Here is a 24,464-nt window from a genome sequence, read left to right as displayed (position 1 = left end):
GTGGCAGATCGGCATGGCAACGGGGCTTTTGGCGGCGGTGATCGGCCTGGCGGGCTGCGACCGCAAGAACATCAGCGAGCTTGAAGAAGGCGTGTCGACCGAGGCCGATGTGCGCGCCCGGTTCGGCGAACCCGAGAACGTCTGGGACGCCCCGAACAGGGGTCGCGTGTTCGAGTACAACCGCCAGCCCCAGGGCCAGAAGAACTACATGATCACCATCGGCGCCGACGGCAAGATGAGCGCGCTGCGCCAGGTGCTCACGCCTGAGAACTTCGCCAAGGTGCAGCCCGGCATGCCGATGGAAGACCTGCGCAAGCTGCTCGGCAAGCCCGCGAAGGCCACGCCCTATGCGCTCAAGCGCGAGACCGAATGGGAATGGCGCTGGGTGCAGCCGCCGAATTCGCCGATGGTGTTCACCGCCACGCTGGACGACGACCAGCGCGTGCTGCGCAGTGGCTCTTCGCCCGATCGCGGCACCGAAGCGCCCTAGCTTTCTTCCGCCGGCGGAGCCCCTGGCCGGCTGGCCACCAGCTCCGCCGCAAAGCCTGAGCGCTCGATCACCTCGCGCGGCTGCGGTTGCAGCGACTCGACGCGCAGCAGCCCGTCGCGCGCCAGCACCGCCCGGTGCAACTGCCGCAGCGCATCGATGCCGGTGGCGTCCAGGTAGATGAGGTGCGTGGCGTCCAGCACCACCGTCATGCCGCGAGGCGCGCGCTCGGCCGCGTTCACCGCCTCGTCGAGCTTGGCGGCCGCCCCGAAGAACAGCGCGCCGTAGATGCGGTAGGTGAGCACCGGCGGCTGCAGCGTCACCAGTTCGACGCTGAAGAGGCCGCTCATGCGCCGGATGAACAGCGCGCATGCCAGCACGATGCCCGCCTGCACCGCCACCGTCAGGTCGAACACGACAGTCAGGAAGAAAGTGCCCAGCATCAGCAGCCGGTAGTGCCGGCTGAAGTGGCGCAACTGGCCCGGCGTGAGCTCGCGCCACTCGCCCATGTTCAGCCCCACGAACACCAGGATGCCGGCCAGTACCGCCAGCGGCACATGGCGCGCGAGCGGCGCTGCCAGCAGCACCACGACCAGCAGCGTGAGCGCATGCACGATCCCCGCGATCGGCGAGTTGCCGCCCGAGCGGATGTTGGTCACCGTGCGCGCGATGGTGCCGGTGGCCGGCATGCCGCCGAAGAAGGGCGTGACGATGTTCGCGATGCCCTGTGCCATCAGCTCCTGGTTCGGGTCGTGGCGCGGCTGGCCGCTGATCTGGTCCGCCACGCGCGCGCACAGCAGCGACTCGATGGCGCCGAGCAGCGCGATGGTCAGCGTGGGCGTCACGAGCTGCTTGACCGTCTCCCACGAAAAATCGGGCAGCGCAAAGGCCGGCGCGCCTTCGGGAATGCCGCCGAAGCGCGTGCCGATGGTTTCCACCGGCAGCGCGAAGCCGTAGGACACCAGCGTGAGCGTGACCAGCGCGACGATCGGCCCCGGCAGGCGCATGCCCATCTGCACCGCGCGTGCCTGCAAAAACGGGACTTCCATGCGAGGCAGCCGCCGCCACAGCATCAACCCGGCCACGCAGGCCACGCCGAGCGCGAAGGCATACGGATTGAAGGTGCCGATCTGCAGCGCCATCGCATGCAACTGCGAGAACACGTCCGCCGGCATCTTCGCCACCGACAGCCCCAGCAGGTCCTTGAGTTGCGACAGCAGGATCAGCACCGCGATGCCGTTGGTGAAGCCCACCACGATCGACAGCGGCACGAAGCGCACCAGCCGCCCCATGCCGAACAGTCCCGCCGCGAACAGCAGCACACCCGCGCAGGCGGTCGAGATCAGCAGGTTCGCCAGGCCATAGCGCTCGACGATGCCGTAGACGATCACGATGAAGGCGCCGGCCGGCCCGCCGATCTGCACCGCCGAGCCGCCCAGCAGCGAGATCAGAAAGCCCGCGATGATCGCCGTCCAGATGCCCGCCTCGGGCTTGAGCCCCGACGCGATGGCAAAGGCCATCGCCAGCGGCAGCGCCACGATGCCCACCGTGGCCCCCGCACCCAGGTCCTTGAAAAAGCGTTCGCGGTTGTAACCCGCGAGCGCGTCCATCAGTCGTGGGCGAAAGCGGGTGATGTTCAGCGGCGATTGCATGGGCGGCCATTGTGGCCTGCGCGCCCGAACGGCCCTCTCAGCAAACCTTCATGTGAACTTTCGCCCGACTTATCCGAAAGGGTGGATGCAGATACATTTTTCACACTAATTGACATTTAGACACCAGCATTACCAAGGGCGTCCCGATGCACATCCTGCTTGTCGCAAGCGCGTTCAACAGCCTGACGCAACGGGTGCTGGCCGAACTTCAGGATCGCGGCCACATCGTCGGGGTGGAACTGGCCCTGGGCAACGACGATGCCCTGCGCGAAGCGGTGCGCCGGCATTCGCCGCAACTCATCGTGGCGCCGATGCTGACCACCGCGATCCCCGAGGACATCTGGACCGCCCACACCTGCCTGATCGTGCATCCCGGCCCGCCGGGCGACCGGGGCCCGTCGTCGCTCGACTGGACGCTGCAGGGCGGCGTGGAAAGCTGGGGCGTGACCGTGCTCGAAGCCGTCGCCGAAATGGACGCGGGCGATGTCTGGGCCTGGTCGCCGCTGAAGGTGCCGCCGCTGGCGGGCAAGAGCGACCTCTATCGCGGCGAAGTGGCCGATGCCGCCATCGACGCCGTGCTGCTGGCCGTCGAGCGTTTCGCTTCCGGCAACTACAAGCCCAAGCGGCAGAAGGCGGCCGACCTTGCCGCCGGCTGGCGCCCCTTCCTGAAGCAGGCGCAGCGCCGCATCGACTGGGCCACGCAATCGACCGAATCGGTGCTGCGCCAGTTGCGCGCTGCCGATTCACAACCCGGCGTGCTCGACGAACTGCTGGGCGAGAAGTGGTACCTGCACGGCGGCCACCCCGAGGACGAATTGCGCGGCGTGCCCGGTGAACTGATCGCCTGCCGCGCCGGCGCCATCTGTCGTGCCACCGTCGATGGCGCGGTGTGGATTTCGCAGTTGCGCCCCTGGCGCGAACCCGGCTCGGCGCTCCCGAGCTACAAGCTGTCGGCCGTCGAGGCGCTCGGCGATCTGCTGCCTTTCGAGGTGCCCGAGGTGCCGGTGCCCCTGCAGTTGCCCGCCGGCCGGCGTACCTGGACCGACATCCGCTACAGCGAACACGGCGCGGTCGGCGTGCTGAACTTTTCTTTCCCCGGCGGCGCGATGAGCACCGTGCAATGCCGGCGCCTGCTGGAGGCCTACCGTTTCGCGAAGACGCGGCCGACCTCGGTGCTGGTGCTGGGCGGTGTGCGAGATTTCTTTTCCAACGGCATCCACCTCAACGTGATCGAGGCGGCCGACGATCCGGCCGAGGAATCGTGGGCCAACATCCACGCCATGAACGATCTGGTCGAAGCGGTGCTCACCACCACAGACCGGCTCACCGTGGCCGCGCTCGGCGGCAATGCCGCGGCGGGCGGCGTGATGCTCGCGCTGGCGGCCGACGAGGTCTGGTGCCGCGACGGCGCTGTGCTCAACCCGCACTACACGCTGATGGGCCTGCACGGCTCCGAATACTGGACCTACACGCTGCCGCGCCGCGTGGGCGAAAGCGAGGCGCAGCGCCTCACGCAATCTGCGCTGCCCGTGAGTGCGAAGCGCGCCGTCGAACTCGGCATGGCCGAGCGCGTGTTACAGGCCGCACCGGAAGAGCTGGGCGATGAAGTTGCCCGGCTGGCCGCGCAACTGGCCGCCTCGCCCGACCTGGCCGCACGTATCGAGAGAAAGAAAAAGACACGCGCGCAGGACGAATCGGTGAAGCCGCTGCAGCAGTACCGCGATGAAGAACTGGCGCACATGCGCCGCAATTTCTTCGACGCGAGCGAGCCGCATCGGGCGTTGCGGTCCGCATTCGTGCGCAAGGAAAAGGCGCTGCACACGCCGCCGCACGTCGCCCGGCTGGGTCTGGCGGACTGAGCCTCTGCGGGCTTACTGGCCGTCGGGAATCACCGCATCGGCTGCCGCACCCACGGCCTTGCCGGTGATGCGCACGGTGCCGATGGCCGCATCGGCCGCGAGCCCGGCGGCACTGGCGCCCACGCTCACGGCGGTGCCCGCCACACTCACCACCGCACAGCCGCCGAGCGTTGCCACGGCAAGCGACAGGATCGCGACCAACAGCAGGGGCGAGGAGCGGCGTTGCATCGTGTGACGACGCTCAGCGAACCCGCATGCCCGGTGTTGCACCCGGCCACGGTTCAAGCACGTGAATGCCCGGGTTGGTCTTTTCGTCGCCGTGGCTCGCGGCCAGCACCATGCCTTCGCTGATGCCGAACTTCATCTTGCGCGGCGCAAGGTTCGCGACCAGCACCGTGAGCTTGCCCACGAGTTGTTCGGGCTGGTAGGCCGAGGCGATGCCGCTGAACACGTTGCGGGTCTTGCCTTCACCGGCGTCGAGCGTCAGGCGCAGCAGCTTGGTCGAGCCTTCGACCTTCTCGCAGGCCACGATCTTCGCGATGCGCAGGTCGATCTTCACGAAGTCGTCGATGGTGATGGTGGGCGCGATGGCTTCGCCGCCCGGCAGCGTATCCGCCGTGGCTTCCACGGCAGCGGCGGCCACAGGTTCGGGCGCATCGAACAGCTTGTCGACTACCTTCGCATCGGCGCGCTGCATCAGGTGCTTGTAGTCGCCGATGGCGTGGCCGGCCGGCAGCGCTTGTGCGGCATCCGACCAGACCAGCGGCGAAATCCTCAGGAAGGCTTCGACATTGACAGCCAGCGCCGGCAGCACCGGCTTCAGGTACAGCGTGAGCAGGCGGAAGGCTTCGATGCACACGGTGCACACGTCGTGCAGCCGCGCCTCGGCGCCTTCCTTCTTGGCCAGTTCCCAGGGCTTGTTCTGGTCGACGTATTCGTTCACCTTGTCGGCCAGCGCCATGACCTCGCGCAGTGCGCGGGCGTAGTCGCGGCTGTCGTAGAGCGACTGCACCTGCGGCGCGGCCGCACGCAGCGCCGACAGCAGCGTTTCGCCATCGGCCGACACGGCGCCCAGTTGGCCACCGAAGCGCTTGCCGATGAAGCCCGCCGCGCGGCTGGCGATGTTGATGTACTTGCCCACGAGGTCGCTGTTGACGCGCGCGACGAAGTCCTCGGGGTTGAAGTCGATGTCCTCGTTGCGGCCGTTGAGCTTGGCCGCGATGTAGTAGCGCAGCCATTCAGGATCGAGCCCGATCGACAGGTACTTGAGCGGGTCGATGCCGGTGCCGCGGCTCTTGCTCATCTTCTCGCCGCTCACCGTCAGGTGGCCGTGCACATAGACGGCATCGGGCGCCTTGCGGCCACTGAAATGCAGCATCGCGGGCCAGAACAGCGTGTGGAAGGTGATGATGTCCTTGCCGATGAAGTGCACCTGCTCCAGGTCGGGGTCGGCCATGTACTCGGTGTACGAGATGCCGTCGCCGCCCAGCTCGATGCAGCGCTTGTCCAGCAGGTTCTTGAGCGACGCGAGGTAGCCCACGGGCGCATCGAGCCACACGTAGAAGTACTTGCCGGGCGCATCGGGGATCTCGATGCCGAAGTAGGGCGCGTCGCGGCTGATGTCCCAGTCGCCCAGGCCGCCCTTGCCTTCATCGTCCTTGTAGAGCCATTCGCGGATCTTGTTCTGCACCTCGGACTGCACATGGCCCGGCGCGGCGGTCCATTCCTTCAGGTAGGCCTCGCAGCGCGGGTCCGACAGCTTGAAGAAGAAGTGCTCCGAGCTGCGCAGCTCGGGCTTGGCGCCCGACAGGGCCGAGTAGGGGTTGATCAGCTCGGTGGGCGCGTACACGGCGCCGCACACCTCGCAGTTGTCGCCGTACTGGTCCTTCGAGTGGCAGTTGGGGCACTCGCCCTTGATGAAGCGGTCGGCCAGGAACATGCCCTTTTCAGGGTCGTAGAACTGCTCGACGCTCTTGGTGGAAATCAGGCCGTTGGCACGCAGGTCGCGGTAGATGTCCTGCGCGAGCTGGTGGTTTTCCGGCGCGTCGGTCGAGTGCCAGTTGTCGAACGAGATGTAGTAGCCGTCCAGGTAGGGCTTGCGGCCCGCCGCGATCTCGGCCACGAAGGCCTGCGGCGTCACGCCGGCCTTGTCGGCTGCGATGGTGATGGCCGCGCCGTGCGCGTCGTCGGCGCACACGAAGTTGACGTCGGCGCCATTCATTCGCTGGTTCCGCACCCAGATGTCGGCCTGGATGTATTCCATCATGTGGCCGATATGGAACTTGCCGTTGGCATACGGCAGGGCGGTGGTAACGAAGAGCTTGCGCGGGGCGGACATCGGGGAGGGCGCTTTCGGGAGTGACGGACGGGAGAACCGGGCATTTTAGGTGGCGGCGTTCGTCCGTGGGTTTGGTGGCAGCATCAGCCCCCATGTCCTCAATGCCCCACGCCATCGATCTCCATGCCTATATCGCCGGATTCGCAGCGTCGCCGCTGGCGCGCTGGGGCGGTTGCCTCCCCTGGGAACTGCCGGCGCAGGCGGGTGCGATCGTGCGCGAATTGCTGGCGGCGCTGCCCGCCGACGAATACGCCATCGAAGGCGACATCGCCATCCACCGCAGCGCCCGCATCGAGCCCGGCGCGGTGCTCAAGGGGCCGCTGATCCTCGGTGCCGGCTGTTTCGTGGCCTCGGGCGCCTACCTGCGCGGCGGCAACTGGGTCGATGCGCGCTGCAGCATCGGGCCGGGCGTCGAGCTGAAGTCGTCCTTCGTGTTCGCGGGCACGGCGCTCGCACATTTCAACTTCGTGGGCGATTCGGTGCTGGGCGCTGGCGTCAACCTCGAAGCCGGCAGCATCGTCTGCAATCACCGCAACGAACGGGCCGACAAGAACATCCGCGTGCGAAGCGGCGAGGGCGGCACGTTGCAGCCTGCAGGCTGCGAGAAATTCGGTGCGCTGATGGGCGACGGCGTGCGCATCGGCGCCAATGCGGTCATCGCGCCCGGTGCGCTGCTGGTGCCGGGGCATGTCGTGGGCCGCGCGACGCTGCTCGATCAGGAACAAGACGCCAGCGGGACGTGGGCCGGCAACGCCACACCATGACCCACACACTGCTTCAACTGGGTCCCGTCACCGTCGTCGAATGGACTTCGACGTTGCAGGATGTACGGGAGGCCACGGACCTCGTGGGCGCCTCGATGGAACACGACACCGACCGGCTGCTGCTCGATGCCGGTCTCCTGCCCCCGGCCTTCTTCGTGCTGCGCACGCGCTTCGCGGGCGAGTTTCTCGAGAAGCTGCAGACCTATCGGCTTCAAACCGCCGTCGTGCTGCCGCCCGATGCCGACCACGGCGAGCGCTTCGACGAATACCTGCAGGAAGCCCGGCGCGGGCGTTTTTGCCGCTTCTTCTCTTCGCGCGAAGAAGCCCTGGCGTGGCTGGCGCAGGAATGACCCTTTGGCGTGGTCGCGGCGCCCGTTGAGCGTCAGAGGCCGGCGTTATTCTCCAGCCTTCGCGCCGGACCGGCCGCGACACCTCCTCCATCTGACGACAAGGGCGCATTTCCATGACCACCCCCATTCCCGCAACCCTGATTCCTGGCGATGGCATCGGCCCCGAAATCGTCGACGCCACCCTGGCCGCGCTCGACGCGCTGAAGGCGCCCTTCGTGTGGGACCGCCAGATCGCCGGCCTCGGCGGCGTGGTGGCCGCGGGCGACCCGCTGCCCGCCGCCACGCTGGACAGCATCCGCCGCACCCGCCTGGCCCTGAAGGGCCCGCTGGAGACGCCATCGGGCGGCGGCTACCGCTCGTCGAACGTGCGGCTGCGCGAAGAGTTCCAGCTGTACGCCAACCTGCGCCCCGCGCTCACCATCATTCCCGGCGGCCGCTTCGACAAGATCGACCTCGTGGTCGTGCGCGAAAACCTCGAAGGCCTCTACATCGGCCACGAGCACTACGTGCCCATCGATGGCGACCCGCACGCCGTGGCCATGGCCACCGGCATCAACACCCGCCAGGGCAGCCGCCGCCTGCTCGAATACGCCTTCGAGACGGCCGTGGCCACGGGCCGCAAGAAGGTCACGATCGTGCACAAGGCCAACATCATGAAGGCGCTCACGGGCATCTTCCTGGAGACCGGCCTGGACCTCTACGAGAAGAAGTACAAGGGCAAGTTCGAGCTCGACACGGTCATCATCGACGCCTGCGCGATGAAGCTGGTGCTCAACCCCTGGCAGTTCGACATGCTGGTCACGACCAACCTGTTCGGCGACATCCTGTCCGACCTCGTGGCGGGCCTTGTCGGCGGCCTGGGCATGGCGCCGGGCGCCAACATCGGCGCCGATGCCGCGATCTTCGAGGCCGTGCACGGCTCGGCGCCCGACATCGCCGGCAAGGGCATCGCCAACCCGACTGCATTGCTGTTGGCCGCCGCGCTCATGCTCGACCACGTCAAGCTGCCCGAGCTGGCCAAGCGCCTGCGCACGGCCATCGACGAGACGCTGAACATCGACAAGGTCCGCACCGGCGACCTGGGCGGCACGGCGGGCACGGCGGCTTTCACCAAGGCGCTGGTCAGCCGCATCAACGGCGGCTGACACGAAGAAGAGGCGCAGGGCTCGCACACGCTTCATGAAAAAGCTGCTGCTTGCGCTGGCCGTTCTCTTCGCGAGCCTTTCGTCCGCTGCGGCGGATGCGCGCTACACGGTCGTGAAGGTCGACCTTCGCACCGAGAAGCTGGAGCTGTTCCTGAACGACGAGGCCGGCGTCACGTTCAAGCGCTTCGACCGGCTCGATGCCTGGCTGAAGGCGCAACACCGGCAACTCGGCTTTGCGATGAACGCCGGCATGTACCACGCGGACTTTTCGCCGGTCGGGCTGCTGGTGCGCGACGGCCGCGAAGAGGCGCCGCTCAACCTGGACAGCGGCGCCGGCAACTTCTTCCTCAAGCCCAACGGCGTGTTCCTGGTTTCAGACGCCGGGCCGCGCGTTGTCGAGTCGTCGGAATACCCGGCGCTGGCCAACGGCGTGCGGCTGGCCACGCAATCGGGGCCGCTGCTGCTGCGCAATGGCGTGCTGCATCCGGCGCTCATCCCGCATTCGGACTCGCGCAAGATCCGCAATGGCGTGGGCGTGTCGGGCCATGTGGCGGTCTTCGTCATCAGCGAGACGCCGGTGAATTTCCACGAGTTCGCGCTCTACTTTCGCGATGTGCTCCATTGCCGCGATGCCCTGTACCTCGACGGCACCGTTTCGGCCCTGCATTCGCCCGCATTGCACCGCAACGATTTCGTGCGCGAGCTGGGGCCGATACTGGCCGTGGTGTCGCCTTGAACCCGTCAAGCCCTCGCCTGTCTTTTTGCGTTTTCACTTTCGATCGTCGTTGAGCCATGTCCACACCGCTGCCCATCCTGTCCCTTCTCGAAACCCGTGTCCTCGGCGTGCTGGCGGAAAAGCAGCGCACCGTGCCCGACAGCTATCCGCTCACGCTCAACTCGCTGGTGTCGGGTTGCAACCAGAAGACCAGCCGCAACCCGGTGCTCGAACTCACCGAGTCGCAGGTGCAGGCAGCCATCGACAGCCTGAAGGGCTACAGCCTTGTCGCGGAGACCAGCGGCGGCCGCGCGTTTCGTTATGAGCACAACACCGACCGCGTGCTGCGCATCCCGTCGCAGTCGGTCATCCTGCTCACCGTGCTGATGCTGCGCGGCCCGCAGACGGCCGGCGAGCTGCGCATCGCTTGCGACCGCATGCACAACTTCGCCGACATCTCCTCGGTCGAAGGCTTTCTCGAAGAGCTTGCGGAACGGCCGGCCGGCGCGCTGGTGGTGAAGCTGGCCCGCCTGCCCGGCGCGCGCGAAAGCCGCTGGGCACACCTGCTCAGCGGCGCCCCGGCGGAAGAGGCCGCGGGGCCGGCTGGCGCATCGGGTGATGGGTCTTATGCAGCGCACGATGCGTCGCTCGGCGAGGTGGCCGCACTCAAGGCCAACGTGGCGCGGCTCGAAGCCGAGCTTGCAACGCTGAAGGCGCTCGTCGGGCGCGTGTGTTCGGAGCTGGGGATTTCCGAAGCGGGCTGAAATGGGGTGAGGACGGCGATTTGTCCGGTGGGCGATTGGTCGATCTGATACCGCCCTTCGAAGCCCCAACCGCACGGCATCGGAGCCACTTCACACAGGCTTCACGCTGGCCGCACACGGCGTCCCTAAGGTCGAACCCATTGCAGACATCACCAATGGAGCACTGGCCATGGACAACGGACACATCGCAGCGTGGCGCGACCACATGCCTTTCGACGACATCACCCGGCGTGTGCTGGCAGGGCTGGCCGCATTGGCCGGCATCGCGAGCCTCTATGCGCTGTTCTGGTGGGCCGCGTCGGCGACAGGGTTCTTCCTGTTCGACGGCTATCGCAACACGTGGCTCGGGCTGGGCACGGCGCTCGCGTTCCGGGACATGGACACGGTGTACTACCTGCTGAGCTGGGTCTTCTCGGTCTTCGGCGGACTGTTCGGCTGGGCCGCGCTGACCGGGTTCGCCGTCATGCACCGCCGTGGGTGGGACGCGGTGCCGTCCTGGATCAAGCTCGGCTGCGCGGTCGGCACGGTGGCGGGGCTGGCCTTCGAGCCCGGCCGGCTGTTGGCGCTGGCACCCATCGTCTGCGGGATGGCGTTGTTGCTGCGTTCGATGCTGATACCGGCAGGCACCAGTTCTTCTGCCCAAGGCCGTTAAGGCTTGGGAGGCGTTCAGCCCGCAGGTGCGAAGCGCCGGTACACCCGCACCACCAGCCCCGCGCCGAGATTGAGTGCAAAGGCCCACAGCGCCCGCCCCGGAATCACGAAGCTCAGGGCCATCGTGAGCAGGCATGAAGCCAGCAGCACCAGCAGCGACACGCGCCGGTCCAGCCAGTGCGTGTCGCGCACGGGATCGGGCAGCAGCGACATCAGCAGGAACGCCGTCAGCGCAACGACGCCGATGTTGGCGGCGTAGATCACGGTCGCTGCAATGTGCGACGTGAAGCGCCCCATCAGCACCGTGGAGAACGGGATCAGCGTGACGAGCAGCAGGTAGACAAGGCTCCACTTGGCGTAGGCCTCGCCCACCATCTCGCCGCGCGAGCGGGCCTTGATGAGCGACAGCCAACTGGCGCCCAGCACATAGAAGCTCAGCAGATACGGCAGGAACTTGGGACTCAGCGCCCACAGGGCGCGCAGCAGCGACATCTCGTCCGGGCCCACGGCGGTGTCGTCGGGAATGCGCAGGTCCAGCACGAGGATCGTCATGCCCACGGCGAAGATGCCATCGGTCAGTGCGTCGAGTCGGTTCTTGGGGTACATCGCGTTGGACCTCTGGCCGTTACCGTTACCGTCACCCGGGCGCACGCAAAAACGTTGCGTTGTAGAGGCTGATTTTGCGCGCCCGTACCGCTGCATTGTCCATAGCATCGCGTCATGACACACCTTGACGAACCCTTGCGTGACCAGCTCACCGGCTGGCGGCGACAACTGCACGCCATGCCCGAGACCGGCTTCGAGGAGGCGAAGACCTCGGCCTTCGTGATCGGTGTGCTGAAGGCGCTGGGGCTCGAAGTGCACACGGGCATCGGCGGTACCGGGCTGGTGGCGAACCTGAAGGTCGGGCAGGGCAAGGGCGTGATCGGCCTGCGCGCCGAGATGGATGCGCTCAACATCACCGAGGTGGCGGCGGACCGCGCCTACGCCTCGGGCACGCCCGGCAAGATGCACGCCTGCGGCCATGACGGCCACATGACGATCATCCTTGGCGCCGCGCAACTGCTGCGTGAGCGCAAGGATTTCGACGGCACCGTGCGCTTCATCTTCCAGCCCGCCGAAGAGCATGGCCGCGGTGCCAGGGCCATGATCGACGACGGCCTGTTCGAGCGCTTCCCGGTCGACGAAATCTACGGCCTGCACAACATGCCCGGCCTGCGCGCCGGCACGATCGCCACCCGCGTGGGCGGCCTGATGGCGAGCGAGGACAACTTCGTCATCCACATCAAGGGCCGGGGCACGCACGCCGCGCGGCCGCACATGGGCATCGACCCCATCGTCATCGGCGCGCAGGTCGTGCTGGCGCTGCAGACCATCGTGTCGCGCACGCTCGACCCCGGCGCGCAGGCGGTGGTTTCTTGCACGGAGTTCATCACCGACGGCATCCGCAATGCGATTCCGTCGAACGTCGTCATCAAGGGCGACACGCGCAGTTACGACCCCGAGGTGCAGAAGATGCTGGCCGCGCGCATGCGCGAGATCAGCGAAGGCATCTGCCGCATGCACGGCGCCGAATGCGACTTCAGCTACACGCACGAGTTCGCGCCCACCGTGAACTGGGCCGAGTGCGTGCCGACGGCAGTGGCCGCCGCGACGGCCATCGTGGGTGCGGAGAACGTCGATGCCGACGTGGCACCGATGATGGCTTCCGAAGATTTCGGCGTGTTCCTGAAGGCCGTGCCGGGCGCGTTCGTGTTTTTGGGCAACGGGGCCGAAGGCGAGCCCGGCGGCACGCCGCTGCACAACGGCAGCTACGACTTCAACGACGCAGTGCTTGCGACGGGCGCGCGTTACTTCGCGGAAATCGTGCGCCTGCGGCTTGGTGCGAAGCGCGCGAACGCGCAGGCCGTTTCAGCGGGCTGAAGGCGACCTCACACCGCGTTCCATCCGAAGAAGCGCAGCACCTCGTCGCGCTGCGCCATCGCATCCGAACGCCCGAGCGCCATCAGCTCGCAGGTGTAGCCCGACTCGAACAGCAGGTAGCTGGCGAGCGCGCCGCCCTTCACGTCGGCCGCCACCTTCGACCCCCCCAGCAGATGCCGCACCGCACCGGGCAGGGCGTCGACATGGCGCGCAGCGATCACGTCCAGGCGTTCCGAAGGCGAGATCACCAGCAGGTCGAGCGGGCGCAGTCCGCTGGCCTCGCGCGCTTCCGCCGGAATGAGGCCCAGCGTGTGGTTGACGCGGTGCAGCCGCTCGATGTCGACCGCCAGTGCATCGAGAAAAATGCTCGACAGCGCATGGCCCGCGATCTGCGCCATCGTCGGATAGCCGCTGTGCGTGTTGGGCGCGGGCGTCTCGCGCGGCTCGTGCATGCGGCCCGCGCCGATCACCAGGATGCGCTCCGCGCCCAGGTGGATGGCCGCCGCGATGGGTGCTGATTGGCGCATCGAGCCGTCGCCGAAGTACTCGGTGTGGCTTTGCATCGGCAGCGCTGTCGCCGGAAACACGAAGGGAATGGCGGAAGACGCCAGCAGGTGGGCATGCGTGATGCGGTCGCGCACCGACAGCCGCTGCGAGCGCACCCAGGGCTCCATCGGCACGGCCGCCTCGAAGAAGGTGACGTGCTCGCCCGAGCTGTAGCTCGATGCCGTCACGGCCAGCGCCTTCACATGGCCCTGCTGCATGAGCTGCGGCAGGCGGTCCAGCGGCACCATGCGCTGCAGCAGATCGGCCAGCGGCGCGTTGTCGAGCAGCGACTTCGGCTTGATGCGCATCCAGTTGGCGGCAAAGCGCCCGAGCCCGAGCAGCATGCGCCAGCGCGCGCCGCTGCCGAGCACCGACAGCAAATCGGCCCGGTAGACCTGCTCGGCCCGGAACTGGCTCCACACCTCGGCGATGTGCGCCACCACGTGGTCGAAGTTGTCCGCCCCGCAGGCCAGCGCCGCCGCATTGATGGCGCCGGCCGAGGTGCCGGTGATGACAGGAAAGGGGTTGCCGGTGCCGGCCGCGGGACCGGCGGCACGCCGAATCTCGGCAATGGCTTCGAGCACGCCGACCTGGTAGGCGGCCCGCGCGCCGCCTCCGGTGAGCAGGAGGCCGGTGACGGGGCTTGTCTCTGTCATTTTTGGTTATTGGGGTGCGGTTCGATGAGGGCTTGGAGAGCGCACTAGACTACCCGGCATTCAGGAGTTCGATCAATGGCAATCACCTCAGAAGGGCTCATGGACGCGCTCAAGAGCGTCGCAGACCCTAACACCGGCAAAGAATTCGTGGCGAGCCGGTCGCTCAAAAACCTGCAGGTAGCGGAGGGCGATGTCTCGTTCGACCTCGAACTCGGCTACCCGGCCAAGAGCCAGCATGCGGCCATCCGCAAGGCACTCGTGGCGGCCGCCAAGGCGGTGCCGGGCGTGCAGAACGTGTCGGTCAACATCGTCACCAAGGTCATCAGCCATGCGGTGCAGCGCGGCGTGCAGCTGATGCCCAACGTCAAGAACATCATCGCGGTGGCCTCGGGCAAGGGCGGCGTGGGCAAGAGCACCACGGCGGCCAACCTGGCGCTCGCGCTGGCCGCCGAAGGCGCCACCGTGGGCCTGCTCGATGCCGACATCTACGGCCCGAGCCAGCCCATGATGATGGGCATCGAGGGCCGTCCCGACAGCGCCGACGGCAAGACCATGGAGCCGATGGAGCGCCATGGCGTGCAGGTGATGTCGATCGGTTTCCTGGTCGACCAGGACCAGGCCATGATCTGGCGCGGCCCCATGGCCACGCAGGCGCTGGAGCAGTTGCTGCGCCAGACCAACTGGAAAGACCTGGACTACCTGATCGTCGACATGCCGCCGGGCACCGGCGACATCCAGCTCACGCTGAGCCAGCGCGTGCCGATGACGGGCGCGGTGATCGTCACCACGCCGCAGGACATCGCGCTGCTCGACGCCAAGAAGGGCATCAAGATGTTCGAGAAGGTCGGCGTGCCGATCCTGGGCATCGTCGAGAACATGGCGGTGCACATCTGCTCGAACTGCGGCCATGCCGAGCACATCTTCGGCGCTGATGGCGGCAAGAAGATGGCGGCCGAATACCAGATGGAATACCTCGGTGCGTTGCCGCTGGACATCAAGATTCGTCTGCAGGCCGACAGCGGCGCACCCACGGTGGTGTCCGATCCGGATGGCGATGTGGCTGGTCTCTACAAGGATGTGGCTCGCCGCGTGGCCGTGGGCATTGCGGAGAAGGCCAAGGACTTTTCGTCCAAGTTCCCGACGATTTCGATCAGCAAGAACACGTAGGGGATGGCAGCCTGCGCATCGACTCGATGTGTTGTGCGTGAAGGGCGTCATTCAGGGCGTCGCTCACGCCGACACGGTGCTCTTTTTCGCGAATGTCCCCCGCTTCGCTCCTCCTTTATTTCGCGAAAAAGAGCCCCGTATCGACGTGAGCGCTCAGAGCACTGGTTGATCGGCGATCACCAGCAGCGTGCCCATGTGCGAATGACACCGGGTGCTCCCCGCAGCGAAATAAAGGAGGAGCGAAGCGGGGGACATTCGCGGAGGGGAGCACCCGGTGTCATTCGCACTCGCCCTGAAGAACAGCAGCGCCAAAAACAACAGGCAGCGGAGCCACAAAAATGAACCTGCTCGCCTCGATGCGCTATCTCGTAGCACTCAGCGAGCACAAGCATTTCGGCCGCGCGGCGCAGGCCTGCCACATCACGCAGCCGGCCTTGTCGAACGCATTGCGCGCACTCGAAACCGAGTTCGGCGTGGTCATCGTCAAGCGCGCACGCGTCTACGTTGGGCTCACGCACGAAGGCGAGCGCGTGCTCGCCGCGGGCCAACGCATGCTGCGCGACAACGAGGTGCTGCTGCAGGAACTGCGCAGCGAAGAGGGCAACCCGCAAGGGCGCCTGCGCATGGCGGCCGTGCCGACTGCCATTCCGATGCTCTCGCGCTTTGCCGCGATGCTGCATCAGCGACACCCGGGCCTTGTGCCAGCCGTGCTGTCGATGAGTTCACATGAGCTGGAGACTGGCCTCGAAAGCCTGTCGATCGACCTCGCTCTCGGCTACACCGAACGCATGCACCTGCCGGGCATCAAGCTCACGGCATGGCCGCAGAGCATCGAGCACTACTTCCTGCTGCGCCGTGCGAAGAAGGCCTCGGCCGACCAACTGCGCATCGGCAAACCCATCTCCTGGGCCGATGCGGGCAAGTTGCCGCTGTGCCTGCTCACGCCCGACATGCACAACCGCGCCATCGTCGACCAGGCCTTGCGCGAAGCCGGCGTGCCGGTGGCGCCGGCCATCGAAACCAACTCCGTGCTCACACTGGCGCTGGCCGTGAGCGCGGGCACCGTCAGCAGCGTGCTGCCCGGCGGCATGGTCGCGGCCGTGCGCAGCCACCGCGAACTCGAAGCGCTGCCGCTGGTGGCGCCCGAAGTCCGCACACCGATCGGCTTCATGACGCAGGCCGGCGTGCGGCCCTCACGTGCGCTCGACGCCGCGTTGGCCTTCCTGCAGACGCCGGAGTGGCAGGCCCAAGTGCGGCAACACAGCGGCAACCTGGACGACGCGCCCGGTTAGCGGCTTGACGATGGCTGCGCCGCGAACACTTCGATCGCAGCCAGCCTTGCCACCGACCGGCCCGGCTTCACATCGCCGGCCATCACCAGCCGGGCCATGCCGTTGCGGCCCAGTGGCGCGCCGTTCAGGCTGTAGGCGACCAATGCCGTGCGGTTGCCGGATTCGGGTGCGATCTCCGCGAGCGAGACCACCGCGCGGTAGCCGTCGCTGCCGACCAGCACCACGTACATCGAGAGCAGGGGGTTGCGCACGCCGGTGTCCGGCTTGAGGCCGACCGCGCCGTCGTTCAGCAAGGTCCAGAGGCTTACGCCGGTGTAGCTGTTGGCGCCGACCGTCTGCGTGATGGCAGGCAGGGCCTGGAGCGCCGCGAGGTCGAAGCTGGCGCGCTTTGCGACGGCGCCCGACACCGTGAAGCGAGGCGAGCTGCCTTCGTTGGCGGTAGCGGTGGTTGCCGCTGGGGCCGTCGCGGTGGAAACGGCCATCGGAGCGGTGCCCGCGCAGCCCGCAAGCACAGCCAGCATCACGGCGCCGGTAGCGGCACGGCACAGCCAGCGCGAGGGCAGGAAATGGCTTCGGTCTTTCACGTGGACTCCTCGTTTTCCCGGGGTGGGCGCGTCGTATTCATTCTTGCATAGCGTTCATGGCCCGTCGCAGGCGGACAATGGCGGCCCGCATTGGTTTACGCTTCGCGCCAACATGAAATCCAAAGTCCAGTTCCGTCTGCGCGTCTATCGGGACGACACCATCGCCATCGGCCCCGGCAAGATCGCCGTGCTCGAAGCCGTGGCCGAGACCGGTTCGATTTCCGCGGCCGCCCGGCTGCTGGGCATGTCGTACCGGCGGGCCTGGATGCTGATCGACGAAATGAACCAGTCGCTGGCCTCGCCCGCGGTGAACACCGCCGCCGGCGGTTCGCGCGGTGGCGGCACGGCGCTCACGCAGGTGGGCGAGGACATCGTCAAGCACTACCGCGCGATCGAGAACGCGGCGCGGCTGGCCACGGCGGCCGACATCCGCGCGCTCACGCGGCTGCTGGCGCCATGAGCGGTGAAGAAACCACCAGCGTCGTGTGCCGCCCGGTCGGCATCGTGCGCAGCCGCTTCACCGAAGCCACTGGCATGCCGATCCAGACAGCGGGCGCGCCCGAAGAAACGGGCCGGCTCGAAGTGTTCGCCGAGTTCGCGCCGGGCCTGCGCGACATCGAGGGCTTCGACTACCTGATCCTCATCACCCATCTGCATCAGTGCGCGCACGAGCGGCTGGAGGTGGTGCCTTTTCTGGACAACGCCTCGCACGGCGTCTTCGCCACGCGGGCCCCCGCGCGGCCCAACCGGCTGGGCCTGTCGATCGTGAAGCTCACGGCGGTGGACGGCACGACGCTGCACTTCAGCGGCAACGACATGATGGACGGCACGCCCGTGCTCGACATCAAGCCCTACGTGCCGCGCTTCGATGTGCGCGAGACCGAGCGCGTGGGCTGGTTCGGCACCCGGCTCGATCAGTTGCCGCGCATCCGCTCCGACGACAGGATGGGCTGATCGGCCGGCTCCGGCGATGAAGCCGGCAACGCATCGCCCTGCCAGCACGACCACACGCTTTGCGACAGCGTTTCGCGCGCCTGCGGAGGCGCCTCGCGGATGGTGCCCATGCTGATGAAGCCCGCGAGGTATTCGCCGGGCAGCACGCCCACCTGGCGCGCCAGCGTCTCGTCGTAGCAGCGTTCGCCGCTCAGCACGATGGCGCCGTAGCCTAACTGGTGCGCCGCGCTCAGGATGTTGCCGAGTGCCGCGCCGGCGCTCAGCCACTGCTCGCGTGCCGGCACTTTGCTGCGCTCGCGTGGCGACACCACGAAGCCCAGCAGCACGGGCGGGCGCGTGGCGTGTTCACGCGAACGCTTCAGGTCGGTCGGGCTGGCGAGCGGGTCGCGCCGCAGCTTTTCCTGCTCGAAGCACCATGCCAGCGCCTCGCGGTTCTGCGGACGGAATTCAATGACGCGCCAAGGGTGCAGGCTGCCGTGGTCGGGCGCGCGCAGGCCGGCCTGCAGGATGGCGTCGAGTTCATCGGGATGCGGCCCAGGCTGCTGCAGCCGCCGCGGCGACACCGAGCGCCGCGTCAGCAGGACTTCGAGGATGCGCTCCGCACCCGTCATATGCCGCCACATCTGCGTCACTGCTCCCGGTGGTCGACCCACACCGCCTTGCGGCGCAGGACTTCCCCGATGTCGTTGGCGTCGGCCTGCGCCACGAAGAAGGACTGGCTTTCGCCGCCAGGGGCTGTGATGGAAATGACGAAACCTTCGGAATCCATGGCCTGCTCGATGCGCCATTCCTGCACCTGCGTCGCATGACGAAGCTCCGGCCTGCCGGAGATCGAACGGACAACGGTGTCGTGGGCGAGGGGGCGCATGGGGTTGGCTGACGCTGTATCGCGCAGTATATGAAGACTCATCGGTTTGCGCATCCCCGTGTGAACCTTAGGGCTCACCGTGTAACAATCCCGCCGTATTTTCATGAACACGACGCAATCGCTCATCGCCTCGACGGACTGGTTTCCGCTGACCCTGTCGCTCAAGGTCGCCGCAGTCGCGACCCTGCTGGCGCTGGTCGTGGGCGTGGCCCTGGGTTGGGTGTTCGCGCGCAAGCGCTTCTTCGGCCACAGCGTGCTGGAAGCCATCTTCATGCTGCCGCTGGTGCTGCCGCCCACGGTGATCGGCTACGCCATCCTGGTGGCGGCCGGCCGGCGCAGCCCGCTGGGCGCGTGGCTGCGCGAGCACCTCGACTACACCATCATCTTCAGTTGGCACGGTGCCGTGGTGGCCTCGGCCGTGGTGGCGCTGCCGCTGGTGCTCAAGTCGGCCAGCGCGGCATTCGCGAACGTCGACCGCTCGCTCGAAGCAGCCGCCAGCACGCTGCGCCAGTCGCCGTTCTCGGTGTTCCTGCGCGTCACGCTGCCGCTGGCGTGGCCGGGCATCCTGGCGGGCACGCTGCTGGCCTTTGCGCGGGCCATGGGCGAGTTCGGTGCCTCGCTGATGGTGGCCGGCTCGATCCCCAAGCAGACCCAGACGCTGTCGATGGCCATTTACGACGCAGTGCAGGCAGGGCATGACGACCTCGCGCTGCTGCTGGTGATCGTGACTTCGGTGCTGTCGATCACCGTGCTGGTGCTGTCGAACCGCTTCTTCTCGCTTCGCTGATTTCGTGCTTCATCATTCATTCTTATAAGGAGTTGCCATGCGTTCGTTCCGTCTCTTGTCCCTCGTCGTTGCCCTTGCACTGCCGCTGGCCGCCGCCGCGCAGCAGATCACCGTGTCCGCCGCCGCCAGCCTGACCGACGCGTTCAAGGAGATCGGACCGAAGTTCGAGGCCGCCAAGTCGGGCGCCACGGTGCGCTTCAACTTCGCCGCCTCGGGCGTGCTGCTGCAGCAGATCGGGCAGGGTGCGCCCGTCGACGTGTTCGCCAGCGCCGACCAGGAGACGATGAACCGCGGCGTCGAGCAGAAGGCGATCGACACCGCCACGCGCAAGGACTTCGTGACCAACAGCCTGGTGCTCATCGAACCCACCAAGGACGCCGTCGGCGTGAAGACCCTGCAAGACCTGACCGGCGCCGGCGTGAAGAAGATCGCCGTCGGCAAGACCGCCACCGTGCCGGTCGGCCGCTACACCAAGCAGGTGCTGGACGGCGCCAACCTGTGGACCGTGCTCGAACCCAAGTTCGTGCAGGCCGACAGCGTGCGCCAGGTGCTCGACTACGTGAGCCGTGGCGAGGTCGAGGCCGGTTTTGTCTACCGCACCGATGCGGCCGTGGCCGGCGACAAGGTCAAGATCGCCTTCACCCCCACCGGCCACACGCCCGTGACCTACCCCATCGCCGTGGTGGCCGAGAGCAAGCAGAAGGCGCTGGCCGGCGACTTCATCGCCTTCCTCTCGACGCCTGCCGCGCAGGAAGTGCTCACGCGCTACGGCTTCGGCAAGCCATGATCGACGTCGATCTGAAACTGACGGTGAAGGACGGGGCCCGGCGCTTCGACCTGGCCGTGCGCTTTCAGACCGACGTTCCTTTCGCCGCGCTCTACGGTCCCTCGGGCGCGGGCAAGTCGCTGACCCTGCAGGCCATTGCCGGCCTGCTGCATCCTTCGGCCGGCCACGTGCGGCTGGACGGCCGCACGCTGTATGACTCGGCCCAGCGCATCGACGTGCCCGCCCCGGCGCGGCGCATCGGCTACCTGTTCCAGAACTACGCGCTGTTTCCGCATCTCACGGTGCGCGAGAACGTGGCCTTCGGGCTGACCGCGTGGTATCGCCGCAGCCTGCCGGCCAAGGACGCCGAGCGCGTGCAGGCCCTGCTCGAAAGCTTCGGCCTTGCCGCGCTGGCCGACAGCCGGCCGCAAAAACTGTCGGGCGGGCAGCAGCAGCGCGTGGCCCTGGCGCGCGCGCTGGCCTGCGAGCCGCAGGTGCTGCTGCTCGACGAGCCTTTCGCCGCCCTGAACCCCATGCTGCGCAGCGAACTGCGCAACGAGCTGGCGCAGGTGCGCAAGCAGTGGGGCATTCCGGTGTTGATGATCACGCACGACATCGAGGACGTGCTCGCCCTGGCCGACGTCGCCTTCGTCTACAAGGACGGTCAGGTGGTGCGCGAGATCGATCTGCACAACGCGCAAAGCCGCGACTTCGCCCTGCGCGACGTCGCCGGCGTGCCGGAGGTCGAGGACACGCCGCTGCGCAGCAAGCTGCGCGGGCTGTTGATGCAGGACGCGCGCGGCTGACAGATAATTTTGTATCGCATAAGCGATACAATTTGGCGATGAAAACCGCCACCATCCCCTCCGTGCGTGTCGAGCCCGAGTTTCGGGACGAAGTCGAACAGGTGCTCGGCGCGGGCGAATCCTTGTCTCAATTCGTCGAGGCGGCGGTTCGCGCCTGCGTTCTGCAGCGAAAAAGCCAAGCCGAATTTGTTGCACGCGGCATGGCATCGCTGGCCGATGCGCGCCGCAGCGGCGAGTATGTCGATGCAGGCGAAGTGATGCATCGTCTCAAGAGCAAACTCGAATCGGCGAAGAAGCGTCAGAACGCAAACGTAGCGCGCCGGTGAGTTACACCGTCCGGTTCACCCAACAGGCGGCGGAAGACCTGGAGCGGCTGTACGACTTCGTGCTCGAAAGGGAACTCGCAAGAGGCGGAGATCTGGAACTGGCCTCGCGAGCCCTCGATGCGATTGAACACGGCATTGCCACACTCGGCTTTTCTCCGTTCACTTGCCGCAAGGCAGGCGACAGCCCGTTCATCCGTGAGCTCGTGATTCCGTTCGGCGGCAGCGGCTATGTCGCGTTGTTCGAGATAGAGGCGAACGATTCAATCGTCGTGGCCGCTGTCAGGCATCAACGGGAAGACGACTACCACTGAGCGACGAAAGCCCCATCAGGTGATGGGCGCGGTCATTTCCGTTTTGAATCGCCGCATATCCCGATTCAATTTGACGCCCGCCCCCCGCAGGCCAACACTGCCGTCATGAGCGAGCAGAAGATCGAGTTTTACAAGGGCCCCGCCGGCGGCTGGGGCGCATTGCGCAGCGTGACGAATGCGCTGCTGCGGCAGGACATTCCCATCAAGGGCGCGAAAACGCTGCTCTCGGCCAACCAGCCCGACGGCTTCGACTGCCCCGGCTGTGCGTGGCCCGACCGCAACCATGCCTCGACCTTCGAGTTTTGCGAGAACGGCGTGAAGGCCGTGGCGGCCGAAGCGACCGCGCGCCGCGCAGGTCCTGAGTTGTTCGCGAAGCACACCGTGGCCGAGTTGGCCGCGCAAAGCGACTTCTGGCTTGAAGACCAGGGCCGGCTCACGCACCCGATGGTCTACGACGCGGCCAGCGACAAGTACGTGCCCATCGAATGGGACGATGCCTTCGCGCTCGTCGCGCGTCACCTGAACGCGCTGCCCGATCCGAACCAGGCCATGTTCTACACCTCGGGCAGGGCGAGCAATGAAGCGGCCTTCCTGTACCAGCTGTTCGTGCGCGAGTACGGCACCAACAATTTTCCCGACTGCTCGAACATGTGCCACGAGCCCAGTGGCAGCGGCATGCGCCCGCAGATCGGCGTGGGCAAGGGCACGGTCACGCTCGACGACTTCGAGAAGGCCGACGCCATCTTCATCTTCGGCCAGAACCCCGGAACGAACCACCCGCGCATGCTCGGCGAACTGCGTGCGGCATCGAAGCGCGGCGCGCGCATCGTGAGCTTCAACCCGCTGCGCGAGCGCGGCTTGGAGCGCTTTGCCGATCCGCAGGACAAGCTGGAGATGGCGACCATGGGCTCCACGCCGATCAGCACGCACTACTTCCAGTTGCGCGTGGGCGGCGACTTCTCGGCGGTCAAGGGGATGATGAAGCACGTCATCGAGCGTGAAGACGCGGCCGTGGCGCGCGGCGAGGCTTCGGTGCTCGACCACGCCTTCATCGCCATGCACACCACCGGCTTCGAGACGCTGGCCGACGACCTGCGTGCCGAATCGTGGGACGTGCTGGTGCAGGAGTCGGGTCTCACGCAAGCGCAGATCCGCGCCGCAGCCGATGTGTACCTTGGCGCCAAGAAAGTCATCGCCTGCTGGGGCATGGGCATCACGCAGCATCAGCATTCGGTGGCGACCATCCAGATGATCCTCAACTGGCTCATGCTGTGCGGCCACATGGGGCGCGAAGGCGCGGGTGCCTGCCCGGTGCGCGGCCACAGCAACGTGCAGGGCGACCGCACCATGGGCATCTGGGAAAAGCCGCCGGTGGCGCTGCTCGACCGGCTGCAGCAGGTGTTCGGCTTCGAGCCGCCGCGCCAGAACGGCGTGGACACGGTCGAGGCCATCCAGTTGATGCTCGACGGCAAGGGCAAAGTGTTCTTCGCACTCGGCGGTAACTTCGCGGCCGCCACGCCCGACACCTACCAGACCTGGAAGGGCCTGCAGCAGTGCGACCTGACGGTGCACGTGACCACCAAGCTCAACCGCAGCCACATCGTGCACGGGCGCGAGGCGCTGATCCTGCCCTGCCTGGGCCGCACCGAGATCGACATGCAGGCCCACGGCCCGCAGGGCGTGACGGTGGAAGACTCGATGAGCATGGTCCACATCTCGATGGGCATCAACCCGCCCGCGTCGGAGCACCTGCTGTCCGAGCCCGCCATCGTGGCGCGGCTTGCGGCCGCCACCATCGGTGCGCGCAGCAAGACGCCGTGGCTGTGGCTCGTCGAAGACTACGCGCGCATCCGCGACAAGATCGAAGCGGTGTTCGACGACTTCAAGGACTTCAACACCCGCGTGGCGCACCCCGGCGGCTTTCGCCTGCGCAACACCGCGAGCGAACGGGTGTGGGCCACCGCGTCGAAAAAGGCCGTGTTCTTCACGCACGCCGTGCCGCTGGACACGCCCTCGCACCGGGCCCGCGCGCGCTTTGCGAAGAAGGGTGACACGCTGGTCTTTACGCTGCTCACCACGCGTTCGCACGACCAGTACAACACCACCATCTACGGCATGGACGACCGCTACCGCGGCGTGTTCGGCCAGCGCCGCGTGGTGTTCATTCACAAGGAAGACATCCGCGCGCTGGGCATGAAGGACGGCGACTGGGTCGACATACAGACCGTGTGGAGCGACGGGCAGGAGCGGCGCGCCGACCGGTTCAAGCTGGTGGCGTACGATATTCCGCGCGGCAACCTCGCGGCCTACTACCCCGAGACCAACCCGCTGGTGCCGCTGTCGTCGGTGGCCGAGAACGCGGGCACGCCGACGTCCAAGTCCATTCCGGTGGTGCTGTCGCTGCATGTCGCTCCGGCGCCTGCGCTGGTGGACATCGACGCCGTCGCGGCATGACCGCAGGCGCCTTCGACGCCGATTCCTTTTCCATCGCCATCCTGCGCGCACTCGCCGAGGCGCCGGGCGACGGCGGCATGTCGCTGCCGCGCCTGGGCAAGCGGCTCGGGCAGGGCGCCAGCGTGGTGATGCGCCAGCTCACGCTGATGGGCGATGCCGCCATCGGCGGCGTGCGCGGCCCCGGCTGGGTGCGCGTGGTGCAGCTCGACGACCGCTGGGTCGCGCACCTCACCGACGCCGGGCGCGCGTGGATCGAAGCCTTGCCGGCTGACGAAAACCCCGGCTGAGCGGAGAATGGC

28 protein-coding genes are annotated in these 24,464 nt (G+C 67.1%); 20 read left to right on the top strand and 8 right to left on the bottom strand.

Annotated elements, in window-relative coordinates; translation table 11 throughout:
• Positions 1-13 precede the first annotated feature (13 nt).
• Positions 14-490 (top strand): outer membrane protein assembly factor BamE, encoded by a 477-nt coding sequence (locus ACSFB7_RS27535; protein ID WP_435475694.1) that lies wholly within the window; start codon positions 14-16, stop codon positions 488-490.
• On the opposite strand, the gene ACSFB7_RS27530 is transcribed toward ACSFB7_RS27535, so the two are convergent.
• The gene (locus tag ACSFB7_RS27530; protein WP_435475511.1) at positions 487-2,139 is read right to left on the bottom strand and encodes a SulP family inorganic anion transporter; all 1,653 of its coding nucleotides are present in this window, start codon (positions 2,137-2,139) and stop codon (positions 487-489) included. The two genes, ACSFB7_RS27535 and ACSFB7_RS27530, sit on opposite strands and share 4 nt — an antisense overlap.
• A 146-nt stretch (positions 2,140-2,285) precedes the next feature.
• Between ACSFB7_RS27530 and ACSFB7_RS27525 the strand changes: the two genes are divergently transcribed.
• Positions 2,286-3,998: an enoyl-CoA hydratase-related protein gene (locus ACSFB7_RS27525; RefSeq protein WP_435475510.1), complete on the top strand. Its 1,713-nt coding sequence runs from the start codon at positions 2,286-2,288 to the stop codon at positions 3,996-3,998.
• Positions 3,999-4,010: 12 nt separating this feature from the next.
• Here the strand turns inward: ACSFB7_RS27525 and ACSFB7_RS27520 are convergent, their stop codons facing one another.
• Both ACSFB7_RS27520 and metG read right to left on the bottom strand, forming a co-directional pair.
• Positions 4,011-4,226: a hypothetical protein gene (locus ACSFB7_RS27520; RefSeq protein WP_435475509.1), complete on the bottom strand. Its 216-nt coding sequence runs from the start codon at positions 4,224-4,226 to the stop codon at positions 4,011-4,013.
• Between the two features lie 13 nt (positions 4,227-4,239).
• The gene (gene metG / locus ACSFB7_RS27515) at positions 4,240-6,336 is read right to left on the bottom strand and encodes a methionine--tRNA ligase (protein ID WP_435475508.1); all 2,097 of its coding nucleotides are present in this window, start codon (positions 6,334-6,336) and stop codon (positions 4,240-4,242) included.
• 92 nt (positions 6,337-6,428) lie between these two features.
• Between metG and ACSFB7_RS27510 the strand changes: the two genes are divergently transcribed.
• The 6 genes from ACSFB7_RS27510 to ACSFB7_RS27485 all read left to right on the top strand — a co-directional run bounded on the left by ACSFB7_RS27510 (position 6,429) and on the right by ACSFB7_RS27485 (position 10,726).
• Positions 6,429-7,100: an LbetaH domain-containing protein gene (locus ACSFB7_RS27510; RefSeq protein ID WP_435475507.1), complete on the top strand. Its 672-nt coding sequence runs from the start codon at positions 6,429-6,431 to the stop codon at positions 7,098-7,100.
• The gene (locus ACSFB7_RS27505) at positions 7,097-7,450 is read left to right on the top strand and encodes a DUF4180 domain-containing protein (RefSeq protein ID WP_435475506.1); all 354 of its coding nucleotides are present in this window, start codon (positions 7,097-7,099) and stop codon (positions 7,448-7,450) included. Before ACSFB7_RS27510 ends, ACSFB7_RS27505 begins: the two co-directional genes overlap by 4 nt.
• A gap of 113 nt (positions 7,451-7,563) precedes the next feature.
• Positions 7,564-8,595, top strand: a complete 1,032-nt coding sequence (locus tag ACSFB7_RS27500; protein WP_435475505.1) for an isocitrate/isopropylmalate dehydrogenase family protein — start codon at positions 7,564-7,566, stop codon at positions 8,593-8,595.
• A 34-nt stretch (positions 8,596-8,629) separates the two neighbouring features.
• A complete protein-coding gene (locus ACSFB7_RS27495; RefSeq protein WP_435475504.1) occupies positions 8,630-9,331 on the top strand; it encodes a phosphodiester glycosidase family protein in 702 nt (233 codons plus the stop codon).
• 56 nt (positions 9,332-9,387) lie between these two features.
• A complete protein-coding gene (locus ACSFB7_RS27490) occupies positions 9,388-10,074 on the top strand; it encodes a YceH family protein (RefSeq protein WP_435475503.1) in 687 nt (228 codons plus the stop codon).
• A 169-nt stretch (positions 10,075-10,243) separates the two neighbouring features.
• On the top strand, positions 10,244-10,726 hold the full coding sequence (locus ACSFB7_RS27485; protein WP_435475502.1) for a hypothetical protein: 483 nt from the start codon (positions 10,244-10,246) through the stop codon (positions 10,724-10,726).
• A gap of 14 nt (positions 10,727-10,740) precedes the next feature.
• Here ACSFB7_RS27485 and ACSFB7_RS27480 read toward each other — a convergent pair whose 3' ends face one another.
• Positions 10,741-11,331, bottom strand: a complete 591-nt coding sequence (locus ACSFB7_RS27480) for a TMEM175 family protein (protein WP_435475501.1) — start codon at positions 11,329-11,331, stop codon at positions 10,741-10,743.
• A 114-nt stretch (positions 11,332-11,445) separates the two neighbouring features.
• Here ACSFB7_RS27480 and ACSFB7_RS27475 point away from each other — a divergent pair, with 114 nt between their 5' ends.
• Positions 11,446-12,648: a M20 aminoacylase family protein gene (locus tag ACSFB7_RS27475; protein ID WP_435475500.1), complete on the top strand. Its 1,203-nt coding sequence runs from the start codon at positions 11,446-11,448 to the stop codon at positions 12,646-12,648.
• 8 nt (positions 12,649-12,656) lie between these two features.
• Here ACSFB7_RS27475 and ACSFB7_RS27470 read toward each other — a convergent pair whose 3' ends face one another.
• Positions 12,657-13,850, bottom strand: a complete 1,194-nt coding sequence (locus ACSFB7_RS27470) for a patatin-like phospholipase family protein (protein WP_435475499.1) — start codon at positions 13,848-13,850, stop codon at positions 12,657-12,659.
• Between the two features lie 75 nt (positions 13,851-13,925).
• On the opposite strand from ACSFB7_RS27470, the gene apbC reads away from it, so the two are divergent.
• Both apbC and ACSFB7_RS27460 read left to right on the top strand, forming a co-directional pair.
• Positions 13,926-15,017 carry an iron-sulfur cluster carrier protein ApbC gene (apbC, locus tag ACSFB7_RS27465; protein ID WP_435475498.1) on the top strand — a complete coding sequence of 364 codons (1,092 nt, stop codon included), beginning with the start codon at positions 13,926-13,928 and terminating at the stop codon, positions 15,015-15,017.
• 338 nt (positions 15,018-15,355) lie between these two features.
• Complete coding sequence (locus ACSFB7_RS27460; protein WP_435475497.1) at positions 15,356-16,309, top strand: LysR family transcriptional regulator; 954 nt, start codon at positions 15,356-15,358, stop codon at positions 16,307-16,309.
• Here ACSFB7_RS27460 and ACSFB7_RS27455 read toward each other — a convergent pair.
• Positions 16,306-16,893: a hypothetical protein gene (locus ACSFB7_RS27455; RefSeq protein WP_435475496.1), complete on the bottom strand. Its 588-nt coding sequence runs from the start codon at positions 16,891-16,893 to the stop codon at positions 16,306-16,308. The two genes, ACSFB7_RS27460 and ACSFB7_RS27455, sit on opposite strands and share 4 nt — an antisense overlap.
• Before the next feature lie 112 nt (positions 16,894-17,005).
• Here ACSFB7_RS27455 and ACSFB7_RS27450 point away from each other — a divergent pair, with 112 nt between their 5' ends.
• Together ACSFB7_RS27450 and tsaA are read left to right on the top strand one after the other, a co-directional pair.
• Positions 17,006-17,353 carry a winged helix-turn-helix domain-containing protein gene (locus ACSFB7_RS27450; RefSeq protein WP_187111785.1) on the top strand — a complete coding sequence of 116 codons (348 nt, stop codon included), beginning with the start codon at positions 17,006-17,008 and terminating at the stop codon, positions 17,351-17,353.
• Entirely contained in the window at positions 17,350-17,847 is a 498-nt protein-coding gene (gene tsaA / locus ACSFB7_RS27445; RefSeq protein WP_435475495.1) for a tRNA (N6-threonylcarbamoyladenosine(37)-N6)-methyltransferase TrmO, read from the top strand. The genes ACSFB7_RS27450 and tsaA overlap by 4 nt, the downstream gene beginning before the upstream one ends.
• On the opposite strand, the gene ACSFB7_RS27440 is transcribed toward tsaA, so the two are convergent.
• Together ACSFB7_RS27440 and ACSFB7_RS27435 are read right to left on the bottom strand one after the other, a co-directional pair.
• Entirely contained in the window at positions 17,808-18,458 is a 651-nt protein-coding gene (locus ACSFB7_RS27440; protein ID WP_435475494.1) for a nitroreductase family protein, read from the bottom strand. The genes tsaA and ACSFB7_RS27440 overlap by 40 nt on opposite strands.
• Before the next feature lie 17 nt (positions 18,459-18,475).
• Entirely contained in the window at positions 18,476-18,715 is a 240-nt protein-coding gene (locus tag ACSFB7_RS27435) for a hypothetical protein (protein WP_435475493.1), read from the bottom strand.
• A gap of 103 nt (positions 18,716-18,818) precedes the next feature.
• Between ACSFB7_RS27435 and modB the strand changes: the two genes are divergently transcribed.
• The 7 genes from modB to ACSFB7_RS27400 all read left to right on the top strand — a co-directional run bounded on the left by modB (position 18,819) and on the right by ACSFB7_RS27400 (position 24,452).
• Positions 18,819-19,502, top strand: coding sequence for a molybdate ABC transporter permease subunit (modB, locus tag ACSFB7_RS27430; protein WP_435475492.1), 684 nt, complete (start codon positions 18,819-18,821; stop codon positions 19,500-19,502).
• Between the two features lie 37 nt (positions 19,503-19,539).
• Complete coding sequence (gene modA / locus ACSFB7_RS27425) at positions 19,540-20,289, top strand: molybdate ABC transporter substrate-binding protein (RefSeq protein WP_435475491.1); 750 nt, start codon at positions 19,540-19,542, stop codon at positions 20,287-20,289.
• Complete coding sequence (locus ACSFB7_RS27420; RefSeq protein ID WP_435475490.1) at positions 20,286-21,074, top strand: ABC transporter ATP-binding protein; 789 nt, start codon at positions 20,286-20,288, stop codon at positions 21,072-21,074. Before modA ends, ACSFB7_RS27420 begins: the two co-directional genes overlap by 4 nt.
• A gap of 38 nt (positions 21,075-21,112) precedes the next feature.
• Positions 21,113-21,400 (top strand): YlcI/YnfO family protein, encoded by a 288-nt coding sequence (locus ACSFB7_RS27415; protein WP_435475489.1) that lies wholly within the window; start codon positions 21,113-21,115, stop codon positions 21,398-21,400.
• On the top strand, positions 21,397-21,711 hold the full coding sequence (locus ACSFB7_RS27410) for a type II toxin-antitoxin system RelE/ParE family toxin (RefSeq protein ID WP_093238154.1): 315 nt from the start codon (positions 21,397-21,399) through the stop codon (positions 21,709-21,711). Before ACSFB7_RS27415 ends, ACSFB7_RS27410 begins: the two co-directional genes overlap by 4 nt.
• A gap of 105 nt (positions 21,712-21,816) precedes the next feature.
• On the top strand, positions 21,817-24,165 hold the full coding sequence (locus ACSFB7_RS27405) for an FdhF/YdeP family oxidoreductase (RefSeq protein ID WP_435475488.1): 2,349 nt from the start codon (positions 21,817-21,819) through the stop codon (positions 24,163-24,165).
• Positions 24,162-24,452 (top strand): hypothetical protein, encoded by a 291-nt coding sequence (locus tag ACSFB7_RS27400; protein WP_093238157.1) that lies wholly within the window; start codon positions 24,162-24,164, stop codon positions 24,450-24,452. The genes ACSFB7_RS27405 and ACSFB7_RS27400 overlap by 4 nt, the downstream gene beginning before the upstream one ends.
• Positions 24,453-24,464: the final 12 nt, after the last annotated feature.

Origin of the sequence: Variovorax raffinosi, from assembly GCF_051216615.1 — a bacterium.
Lineage (GTDB): Bacteria > Pseudomonadota > Gammaproteobacteria > Burkholderiales > Burkholderiaceae_C > Variovorax.
Note: the sequence above shows the minus strand (reverse complement) of the source record. Positions and strands in the feature narration are given on the sequence as shown.

Coding starts and splice junctions, on each gene's coding strand:
- ACSFB7_RS27460 (WP_435475497.1), top strand. CDS start 15,356: ATGAACCTGCTCGCCTCGATGCGCTATCTCGTAGCACTCAGCGAGCAC.
- ACSFB7_RS27495 (WP_435475504.1), top strand. CDS start 8,630: ATGAAAAAGCTGCTGCTTGCGCTGGCCGTTCTCTTCGCGAGCCTTTCG.
- tsaA (WP_435475495.1), top strand. CDS start 17,350: ATGAGCGGTGAAGAAACCACCAGCGTCGTGTGCCGCCCGGTCGGCATC.
- ACSFB7_RS27440 (WP_435475494.1), bottom strand. CDS start 18,458: ATGACGGGTGCGGAGCGCATCCTCGAAGTCCTGCTGACGCGGCGCTCG.
- ACSFB7_RS27525 (WP_435475510.1), top strand. CDS start 2,286: ATGCACATCCTGCTTGTCGCAAGCGCGTTCAACAGCCTGACGCAACGG.
- ACSFB7_RS27485 (WP_435475502.1), top strand. CDS start 10,244: ATGGACAACGGACACATCGCAGCGTGGCGCGACCACATGCCTTTCGAC.
- metG (WP_435475508.1), bottom strand. CDS start 6,336: ATGTCCGCCCCGCGCAAGCTCTTCGTTACCACCGCCCTGCCGTATGCC.
- ACSFB7_RS27520 (WP_435475509.1), bottom strand. CDS start 4,226: ATGCAACGCCGCTCCTCGCCCCTGCTGTTGGTCGCGATCCTGTCGCTT.
- ACSFB7_RS27535 (WP_435475694.1), top strand. CDS start 14: ATGGCAACGGGGCTTTTGGCGGCGGTGATCGGCCTGGCGGGCTGCGAC.
- ACSFB7_RS27480 (WP_435475501.1), bottom strand. CDS start 11,331: ATGTACCCCAAGAACCGACTCGACGCACTGACCGATGGCATCTTCGCC.
- ACSFB7_RS27415 (WP_435475489.1), top strand. CDS start 21,113: ATGAAAACCGCCACCATCCCCTCCGTGCGTGTCGAGCCCGAGTTTCGG.
- modA (WP_435475491.1), top strand. CDS start 19,540: ATGCGTTCGTTCCGTCTCTTGTCCCTCGTCGTTGCCCTTGCACTGCCG.
- ACSFB7_RS27400 (WP_093238157.1), top strand. CDS start 24,162: ATGACCGCAGGCGCCTTCGACGCCGATTCCTTTTCCATCGCCATCCTG.
- ACSFB7_RS27450 (WP_187111785.1), top strand. CDS start 17,006: ATGAAATCCAAAGTCCAGTTCCGTCTGCGCGTCTATCGGGACGACACC.
- ACSFB7_RS27435 (WP_435475493.1), bottom strand. CDS start 18,715: ATGCGCCCCCTCGCCCACGACACCGTTGTCCGTTCGATCTCCGGCAGG.
- ACSFB7_RS27510 (WP_435475507.1), top strand. CDS start 6,429: ATGTCCTCAATGCCCCACGCCATCGATCTCCATGCCTATATCGCCGGA.
- ACSFB7_RS27420 (WP_435475490.1), top strand. CDS start 20,286: ATGATCGACGTCGATCTGAAACTGACGGTGAAGGACGGGGCCCGGCGC.
- ACSFB7_RS27505 (WP_435475506.1), top strand. CDS start 7,097: ATGACCCACACACTGCTTCAACTGGGTCCCGTCACCGTCGTCGAATGG.
- ACSFB7_RS27490 (WP_435475503.1), top strand. CDS start 9,388: ATGTCCACACCGCTGCCCATCCTGTCCCTTCTCGAAACCCGTGTCCTC.
- modB (WP_435475492.1), top strand. CDS start 18,819: ATGAACACGACGCAATCGCTCATCGCCTCGACGGACTGGTTTCCGCTG.
- ACSFB7_RS27470 (WP_435475499.1), bottom strand. CDS start 13,850: ATGACAGAGACAAGCCCCGTCACCGGCCTCCTGCTCACCGGAGGCGGC.
- ACSFB7_RS27500 (WP_435475505.1), top strand. CDS start 7,564: ATGACCACCCCCATTCCCGCAACCCTGATTCCTGGCGATGGCATCGGC.
- apbC (WP_435475498.1), top strand. CDS start 13,926: ATGGCAATCACCTCAGAAGGGCTCATGGACGCGCTCAAGAGCGTCGCA.
- ACSFB7_RS27405 (WP_435475488.1), top strand. CDS start 21,817: ATGAGCGAGCAGAAGATCGAGTTTTACAAGGGCCCCGCCGGCGGCTGG.
- ACSFB7_RS27475 (WP_435475500.1), top strand. CDS start 11,446: ATGACACACCTTGACGAACCCTTGCGTGACCAGCTCACCGGCTGGCGG.
- ACSFB7_RS27530 (WP_435475511.1), bottom strand. CDS start 2,139: ATGCAATCGCCGCTGAACATCACCCGCTTTCGCCCACGACTGATGGAC.